The 8,735-nt window shown below is 61.3% G+C and carries 3 protein-coding genes and 1 tRNA gene; 1 reads left to right on the forward strand and 3 read right to left on the reverse strand.

Annotated features, from left to right (window positions below):
• The 3 genes from RBB16_RS20120 to RBB16_RS20130 form a co-directional block, all read right to left on the reverse strand.
• The coding region (locus RBB16_RS20120; protein ID WP_306047818.1) for a calcium-binding protein at window positions 1–2,336 on the reverse strand (2,336 nt) is incomplete at its 3' end.
• 445 nt (window positions 2,337–2,781) lie between these two features.
• Window positions 2,782–6,666 (reverse strand): S-layer family protein, encoded by a 3,885-nt coding sequence (locus tag RBB16_RS20125; protein ID WP_306047819.1) that lies wholly within the window; start codon window positions 6,664–6,666, stop codon window positions 2,782–2,784.
• Between the two features lie 326 nt (window positions 6,667–6,992).
• Window positions 6,993–7,069 (reverse strand) — tRNA-Arg (locus tag RBB16_RS20130).
• A 119-nt stretch (window positions 7,070–7,188) separates the two neighbouring features.
• On the opposite strand from RBB16_RS20130, the gene RBB16_RS20135 reads away from it, so the two are divergent.
• Complete coding sequence (locus RBB16_RS20135) at window positions 7,189–8,691, forward strand: fused MFS/spermidine synthase (protein WP_306047820.1); 1,503 nt, start codon at window positions 7,189–7,191, stop codon at window positions 8,689–8,691.
• Window positions 8,692–8,735 lie beyond the last annotated feature (44 nt).

Consider the following 8,735-nt stretch of genomic DNA (forward strand, 5'->3'; position numbering starts at 1 on the left):
CCCAGAACGCTCCAGGTGGGCGTGCCACCCGACATGTCGAACATGCCATACTGGCCCGTCGTGCCGTTGCGCCAGAGGATATCGGAGGTGCCGTCGCCGGTCACATCGCTGGCCACGTCAGGCGTGGCTGCCCCGAGGATCCGGCCCTGAAGAACCGAGGCATCGGTGATGCCGTTCAGGGTCAGCGTGTTGCCCCCCCCGAAATCGAGCACAAGGTTGCCGCTGACAACAGTGGCGTCCGCGATCAATTGTGCGTCGGTCCCCGTCCAGATGGAGGACGAGATTCCGATCAGGTCACCGTTGAAATCGGTGATCACATCCGCGCCGCCATTGTAGATGAAGCTGTCCTCACCCGCGCCGCCGGTCAGCGTGTCGTTGCCGGTTCCGGTGTCAAAACGGTTATCCTCGGCATCGCCCGTGACCTGCGCGTCATAGCTGCCGCGCAGCATCAAGGCTTCGACATTGGAAATGGAGTCCGACAGGTTCGGGTTACCCAACTGCCCGGAATACCCCGTTGAGAGGTCGAGCTGATAAATGAAGCCTGCGGGCAGGGTGAACCCGTTCAGGTCGATTTCCAGCGTGTCGAACCCGTCACCACCATCGACCGTATCGCTGCCGGAATTCAGCCGAATCCAGTCATTGCCCCCGGCGGCATTGATCGAGTCGTCACCACCCCGGTCTTCGAAGTAGTTGTCGTTACCATCCCCGATCAGGGTGTCGTTCTGGTCGGTGCCGGCAACGCCCTCGATCCCGCTGAGGCTGTCGGTATCGCCGTAGCTGTCGGTCGCAACACCGGTCGCGAGGTTCACATTCACCCCGTTGGTCCCGCCCTCGAGCCAGTACTGGACCATGTCCCAACCGCCATTGCCGTTGATCGTGTCATTGCCCGCTTCGCCGACCCAGGATTCGTTGCCCTGCCCGGTGCCGGAGCCGCCGTTCGAGCCGTTGAAGACATCCGCGTCCTGCGTGCCCTCGAAGTGGTCGGCATAGGTGAAGGTATCGTTGACGACACCGGCGTTGTTGCTGGTGGTCGTCCCGGTGCCGTTCGCGCCCACGGTGATGACGACCCCGCCCGTGCCCTCGACGTTTTCATAGATGACGTCGATACCGCCACCGCTGCGGTCGGCGAAGGCCTGTGCATGTCCGATGATCGTGTTGTTGCCGGTGCCACCCTGGATGATGTCGCCATAGCCCTGGGACGCGGAATCGCCGCCGGATGCGTCGAGTGTATCGTCGCCGTCGCCGCCCCGAATGTTGTCGCGGCCTCCGCCACCGGCTATGGTGTCATTGCCGTCGAGGCCTTCCAGCTCGTTGTCCTGGTCGTCGCCGATGATCGTGTCGCCAGAGTTCGAGCCCATGACCCGTTCGAACCCGGACAGGGAGTCCGTATCGCCAAACCCGTCAATGGCAATGCCGGTCATCAGGTTGACGTTCACGCCAGCAGCACCGCCGTAATTGGCGTCCCGGTCATAGCGGACGCGGTCATTCCCGTCGCCGCCGATCAGCGTATCGTTGCCATCGAGACCGCGCACCTGGTTGCTACCAGAGTCGCCGGTTATGTGGTCGTCATGCATCGACCCGCGAACCATCTCGAAATTCGCGATCGTGTCATTGCCCGCGCCGCCCGTGGCGGTACCGGTCACAAGGTTGACGGTCACGCCGGAGGTGGCATCGTCATAGACGACCTGGTCGTAATCGTCACCGCCGTCGAGGGAGTCGTCGCCTGCGCCGCCGCGAATATAGTCATCCCCCGCGCCGCCGGTGATAGTGTCATTGCCCCCCTGGCCGGAAAGGTCGTCATCCCCTGCGCCGCCGTTGAACAGCTCGGGGTCGTCGTAACCGACCCAGTAGTCGTCAACGGTCACGGTTCCGTTCGGGAAGGTCAGCGGGTCGAATGCGGTGTTGGGCGCGTAGGTGCCGGTCGCATAGCTGGCACCGGTGAAGCTGCTGGTGATGACATCCCATTCCGCCTGGCTGGTCGGGATTGCCATGGTTCCATCTATGGGGAAAAAATACTCCCGCCCCGTGGCGGAGTTCTGAAGCACGAGAATCGTGGCGCTGGACCCGTTGCTGAAGCTGGCCTCGAACACCCAGGTGAGATCTACGCTGGTCGCCATCCCGTTAATATAAACATCGCCGGCGCCGTTAATGGGTACGATATCCGCTTCGAGGATTTGGCCGTTGCCGATCGTTTCGCTGTTCGGGATGATGCTGTAGATCAGGCTCGCGCCTTCCGAAATCGTAAGCGTCAGTGTCGACGTGCTGACAAAGGCATTGTCGCCGTTGACCTGGTTGATGTTGTCAGTCTCAAACCCTTGAAGTGTAATGCTAGGCATGGCGTTCCCCCGAACAGTTCCGTTCACAATGTCTCTTGCGGCCGATGGCTATCCATTTGCGCGCAGTTCAGACCAAAGATGTATATCTTTTTTTCTTTTGTCCAGTTCTTAGAACCACTTGGCGTCACTATCGCCCGTGCTGCCACCGAAGGGGGAGCTTTCGCCATTGCCCTGTGACCTGTCCGCTCGAACCGGACAGCCATTCATGGAGTCGCGAACCAGGCCCGAGGATGCCGGGTGGAAAGAAGGACTTCCCCTCGCAATCGCATTCGACGATGGCAATGCCTTGCCGAGGGCGGCCGGGCTTTCAGGAGGAAAGCTCGCGTTGACGGACGCCCGACACCGGGTCGGGACAGTTGCAAGGGCGGGTCAGCCCAAGCGGGGTATCAGGCCAGTCAGGGGCGGGAACCGCAGCAAGCGGCAGCGGCTCCCCTCCACGCAGGGCTCAGAACACGAACTCGTCCACGAACTGCCCCTCGACGTCCCAATCCAACCCGGCCTGGCCGATGGTCTGCCAGTTCGGCCCGCCATCCATGTCATACATGCCGACAGTCCCGGTATTGACGTTGCGCCACAGGATATCGTCGGTGCCGTCGCCATTGTAGTCGCCGGTTCCGACGATATCCCAGTCGAAGCTGGCTTGCCCTAGGCCCTGCCAGGTCGGCGTGCCGGAACCCATGGCGTAATATCCGACCGCGCCCGAGCTTTCGTGCCGCCAAAGCAGGTCATCCGTGCCATCGCCATCGAGATCCCCGGTGCCCACCAGTCGCCAGTCGGTCGAGACATTGGCAACGACGCTCCAACTGGCCGTTCCGCTGTCCGACATCTCGAACTGGCCCACCTGCCCGGTCGTGGAGTTCCGCCAGATGATATCGTCGATCCCGTCGCCGGTCGTGTCGCCGGTCGCCACGATCTCCCAAGGCGCGGATGAGCCGCCGATCGTCTGCCAGGTCGCCGTGCCGCCCGACATGGCGAACATGCCGACGCCGCCATTGCTGCTGTTCTGCCAGAGGATATCGTCGGTGCCGTCACCGTTGAAATCGCCGACGCCCACGATGCCCCATGCAGAACTGGCCTGCCCCAAGGCATTCCAGACCGGGCTTCCGCTACCCATAGCCGAGAAGCCGATGCCGCCGGAGCTGTCGTTGCGCCAGAGGATATCGTCGGTCCCATCCCCGTCGAAATCGCCAAGACCCGCGATATGCCAGGCGGTGTTTTCAGATCCGAGCACCTGCCAGGTCGCATTGCCATTCTGCATCCCGAACATGCCGAACTGACCGGTCGTTCCATTGTGCCACAGAATGTCGCTGGTCATGTCCCCATTGAGGTCGCTGGCCACAGATTGCGTGCCACCGGTAATACGGCCCGCAAGCGTCGCGGTACTTGTCACACCGTTCAGCGTCAGCGTGTTTCCACCGCCGAAATCCAGAACGAGATTGCCAGCCTGCACGACCGCGGCAGAAAGCACGCTGGCCAGGTTGCCCGACCAGAACGCGGGATCGATCTCGATCAGATCATTTGAAAAGTCCTCGATGACATCCGCGCCACCCGAGTAAATGAAAAGGTCTTCATCCGCGCCACCGTTGAGCGTGTCATCGCCGTAACCGCCGGACAGCGTGTCAGCCCCGTCACGTCCAACAAGCAGGTTGTCACCCTCGTTGCCAACCAGCGAATTGGCCCCGTCGTCACCACGGGCCGTTGCATCAATGGTGCCGATAAGTTGGACGGCCTCGAAATCGCCGAGGAAATTGCTGCCCAGGTTGGTCAGGTCAATCGTCGTTCGGGACACGATGGTATCCGTATCACCGGCCCCCCCGGTGCTTTCATCGACCAGATCGCTGCCATCGACATAGTAGACGTCGTCGCCAATCCCGCCCGTCAACGTATCGGCCCCGCTTCCACCGATCAGCGTATCGTTGCCACCATCTCCGAAGAGCCTGTCATCGTCAGATCCGCCATCGAGCAGATCATGGCCGGTGCCGCCAACCAACAGGTCATTGCCGCTTTCGCCCATGAGCGTATCGTTGCCGCCATCCCCATCGAGAGAGTCATCGCCCGCACCACCGACCAGCGTATCGTCCCCGACGATGAGGGTCTCGTTGGGAACGGTCAGCGAAACGGAAACCTCCGTTTCACTTGAATCCGATGCAACCAGAATGACCTCGATCGTGTCGCCTGCGGTTGTCGAGAGACCGTCAATGGTCGCGTTATACTGAAGGCCGAGCGGCGTGGAGGAGAATTCCACGCCGTCCACGGTCCGCACGAGCACCCCATTGACGTAGATTTCCAGCCTGTCGACCTCGCTTGTGTCCACCGGCGAACCGGTCAGGCCACCGGTCAGCGTCGACGGTTCAAGCACGCGAATGGCGCTGCCATTGCTTGTCCCGTCATCGACCAGATCGAGCTGATTGAGATTTGCAGAGGTGCCAAGCCCGAAGGCATTGATCGTGGCATTCAGCCCATTGCTGTCGATCAGCGTTGCGACCTCGTCGGCATAGGCACCGCCGTTATGGGCACCGTCCGATATGAAATAAACGACATTCTGGCCACTTCCCATCCCCTGAAGGGCCAGGATCGCCTGCTGAAGCGCATCTTCGAAATCCGTGCTCCCGCTCGCTCTCATGTCCTCCAGAACCGCATTCACACCGCCAAGCGCCGATCCGCTATAGGTGGTGACGGCACTTCCGGCAAACTCGACGACGGCAACGTCCGAACCGGAGAACCCCGCCGCGACAAGACTGTCATTCAGCGACTGGAATGCGGCAACGGTGCCATCCAGCAATGTGTTGGCCTGGCCATCGTTGTTGAGGTCGCCAACGGTTTCGGTTCCTGAAAAGCTTCCGCTCATTGAAGAGGACGTGTCGATCACATAGACGATATTGTAATCGCTGCCCTGGTTGGGAATCCTGTTCACGATCCCCGAGATTTCAATGCTCGTCCCATCGGAACTGTCGGGAATTGTCACCGAGAGCGCCAGATCCTGACCGGTTTCCGCAACCGTGACGACGTCCGAGGCCGTTTGGGTCAGATCCCCGTCACCTTCGATACGATCGTCGCCATCGCCGCCACTGACAAGATCGTTGCCCTCGCCTGCATTGACGGAATCGTCCCCTCCCCCGGCGACAATGGCGTCATCGCCTTGCAGACCGTCGATTTCCTCACCGCGATCGGTGCCGACAAGAAGATCGGCAGCCGCCGTGCCCTCGATGGTGACAGCGCCCATGTCCATCGAGAAGACGGAAATGCCGTCGTCGTTAAGGCCGCCCACCACCAGCAATCCCTGACCGTCGACCTCGACGAATTCCAGATAAGCGGCGCCATCCAGTTCCAATGCAGCGTCTTCGGAATCGAAAACGCTGTCCACCTGCATCAGGCTGCCATCGCCTTCGATGGAGAACAGGGTGATGCCATCATCAATTTCCAGCGTTGCGGCGAGGTAGGTTGTGCCCCCGAACTCGAAAATGTCCAGATCCTGGATACCGTTCAGGCTCAGCGTCGTTGAATCGCTGTAGTTGAAGACGTTGACCGCAGCCCCCCCTGCACTTACCGAAAAGACCGAAATGCCATCATCGCTGTTGCCCGCGACATACATGAAAAGCGTGCCGCCGATTATCGCCGCCTCGACCCCGTGTGCGCGGGAGAGTTCAAGAGTGCCCGTGTCGGTCAGGCTGTTCAGAAGGGTAAGCTGGCCAGAGGCCGACAGGCTGAAGATCCCGACACCACTTTCATCATGGCCGGTGGCAAAGACAAAAGACGTGCCCATGTATTCGATGAACGCGGTATCTGCGGGACCGTTCAGCACAAGAGCCGGGGAATCGGCATCGTCAATATTGTCGGTGTTGGTCAATTGGCCGTTCGCACCGATCTGAAACACGCTCAGGCCGTCATCGTAATAGCCCTGGGTGATCAGGAACTGGTTACCGCCGGATGTGGCAATGGTCAGCTCTCCGAGCGACCCGTCCAGTTGGAGATCCGTATCGTCGCTGTCGAAGACGGTCTGAACGCTGGTCAGCATCCCGTCCGCGCCGACCTGATAGACCGTGATCGCGTCAGAAACTTCCCCTGCCGCATAAAGATACGTGGTGCCATTCACCTCTGTGGACGCAAAACCGGAGACACCGTTAAGCCCGGCACCCGACGTCTGCGGCACGGTTCCGATCTCGGTCAGCGTTCCGTCCGCACGCAGTTCGGAAATGATGATCGCATCGGCGAAAGTTGCTGCGGTATAGACGAACGTCCGATCGCCGATTGTAACGATCTCAATACCGCTTGCACCATTATAGGCTGTTCCGCCGGCACTGTCCGTGAAATAGAGCTCTGTTAATGACATAGTGACCCCCCAATAAATTTAGGTCTTTGCTACTTCATCGAAGTTGCTTTGAGAAAAACACGGCTCTCTGAAATCAATGGCAGCACATTCGACCTGATTTCCGGAATTGGAAACCTTTACAGAAGCAGAATTGCGTGATTCCGGCACTGACTCAAGCCGGAATTCCTGGCTTCCGGGTTCGACGGGCGTTGGCCAAGACTGCCGAAGCCCTCCGCCACTCCTTGCAGGATGGCCCGCGCAGTAGCCCTGCCATCCGGCCCTGGACTGCCACGCTGCCCGATCGACTGGACAAAAAGCCCAGAACTGTAGGGATGTGCAGGAAATCATGGCGCACCCGAGAGGATTCGAACCTCTGGCCTCTGCCTTCGGAGGGCAGCGCTCTATCCAGCTGAGCTACGGGTGCCGCGTGCGCCGCGTATAGGACATCCCGACAGGCGCTGCAATTGCAAATCTTGCACCAAGCCCCCTTGTGTCGCGCCGCGTGCTGATGACAATTGCCGAAAGCTTTCAAGGACCCTGCCGATGACCCGCGCCATGCCGCTCTGGCTGCTTCTGACCCTGCAAACCGCTGTCTCGGCGGCCTCGCTTGTGGTGGAGATCGTGGCAGGCCGGATGCTGGCCCCGCATGTGGGGATGTCACTTTACACCTGGACCTCGATCATCGCGGTGGTTCTGGCGGGGTTTTCTGCCGGGCACTGGTGGGGCGGGCGGCTGGCGGAGCGCCCGGTGGAGAAGGCACTGGCCTGGACTGGCGGGGCGCTGATTGCGGCGGCGCTGACCACGGCCATCGCGGTGAGCCTGCTGCGCCTCGTGGCGACCCCGCTGCTCGAGGCCGTGGGCCATCCCGTCTGGGGCATCGCCGCCATCACCATGGCGGTCTTCTTCCTGCCCTCGTTCTTTGCAGGTGTCCCTGCCCCGGTTCTGGCCCATGTGTCCGTCACCCGCGCAGCCCCCGACCAGCAGGGCCGTACGCTCGGGGCGATGTTCGCGGCGGGTGCCATCGGCGCCATCGCGGGCACGCTGCTGGCGGGGTTTCTCTTCATCTCATGGCTCGGGACATCCGCCACGCTTGCCGTGGTGACCGTGACCTATGTCATCTCCGGGCTGCTGCTCTTCTGGCTCGCGCGGTCTGCCGCATTGAAGATCGCGTCCATCGCCGCGCTGATTGCCCTCGCGCTCTCCGGCCTCGCGCTGGCCACACCCTCCCCTTGCACGGTCGAAAGCAATTATTTCTGCATCCGCACCGTCGATATGTCCGCCGATCCCGAAAGCCCCGTACACCTGATGGTCATCGACCATCTGGGCCACGGGATGAGCGCCCGCGACGTCCCCACCGTGATGTTTACCGAACATGCCGCCATGCTGGATGAACTGGCCCGCCGCCGTGCGCCGCGTGCCGATTTCACAAGCTTTTTCATTGGTGGCGGCAGCTATTCCATCCCCCGCGCCTTCACCGAACACGGCACCGGCCCGATGGTGGTGGCCGAGATCGACCCCGCCGTGACCGCGCTGGCAGAGCGGGATTTCTGGTTCGATCCCGAGACCGTCACCATTCTGCATGAAGATGCTCGCCGCGCGCTGTTGACCCGCCCCGATCAGCACTATGACGTGATCATCGGCGATGCCTTCACCGATGTTGTGGTGCCCGTCCATCTGGTGACGCAGGAGTTTTTCGAACTGGCCCGGTCGCGCCTGACCGAGGACGGCACCTTCCTGATGAACGTGATCGACTATGAGGACCGGTTGCAGGCGCTCGGCTCCATCGTCCGTACCATGCGACAGGTCTTCCCGAGCGTCGAGGTCTGGACCCAGGCCACGCAGCCCGAGCCCGGCAGCCGCATGGTCTTCGTCATCGCCGCCGGAAACAGCTCCTCCGATTTCGATGAATTCAGCGCCCCCATGCCCTTCCGAATGACCTTCGGCGCCCTTGGGGACCGCTTCATCACGCGCATTTCCGAGGCGCGTGGTCAAGTCCTGACCGATGACTACGCGCCCATCGACCGCCTCATCGGCCGCCCGGACTGACCCTTCTTCTTGGCAGAAATACTCCAGGGGGGTGCGGGGGGGGG

Origin of the sequence: Nioella sp. MMSF_3534 (assembly GCF_030732985.1) — a bacterium.
Lineage (GTDB): Bacteria > Pseudomonadota > Alphaproteobacteria > Rhodobacterales > Rhodobacteraceae > Nioella.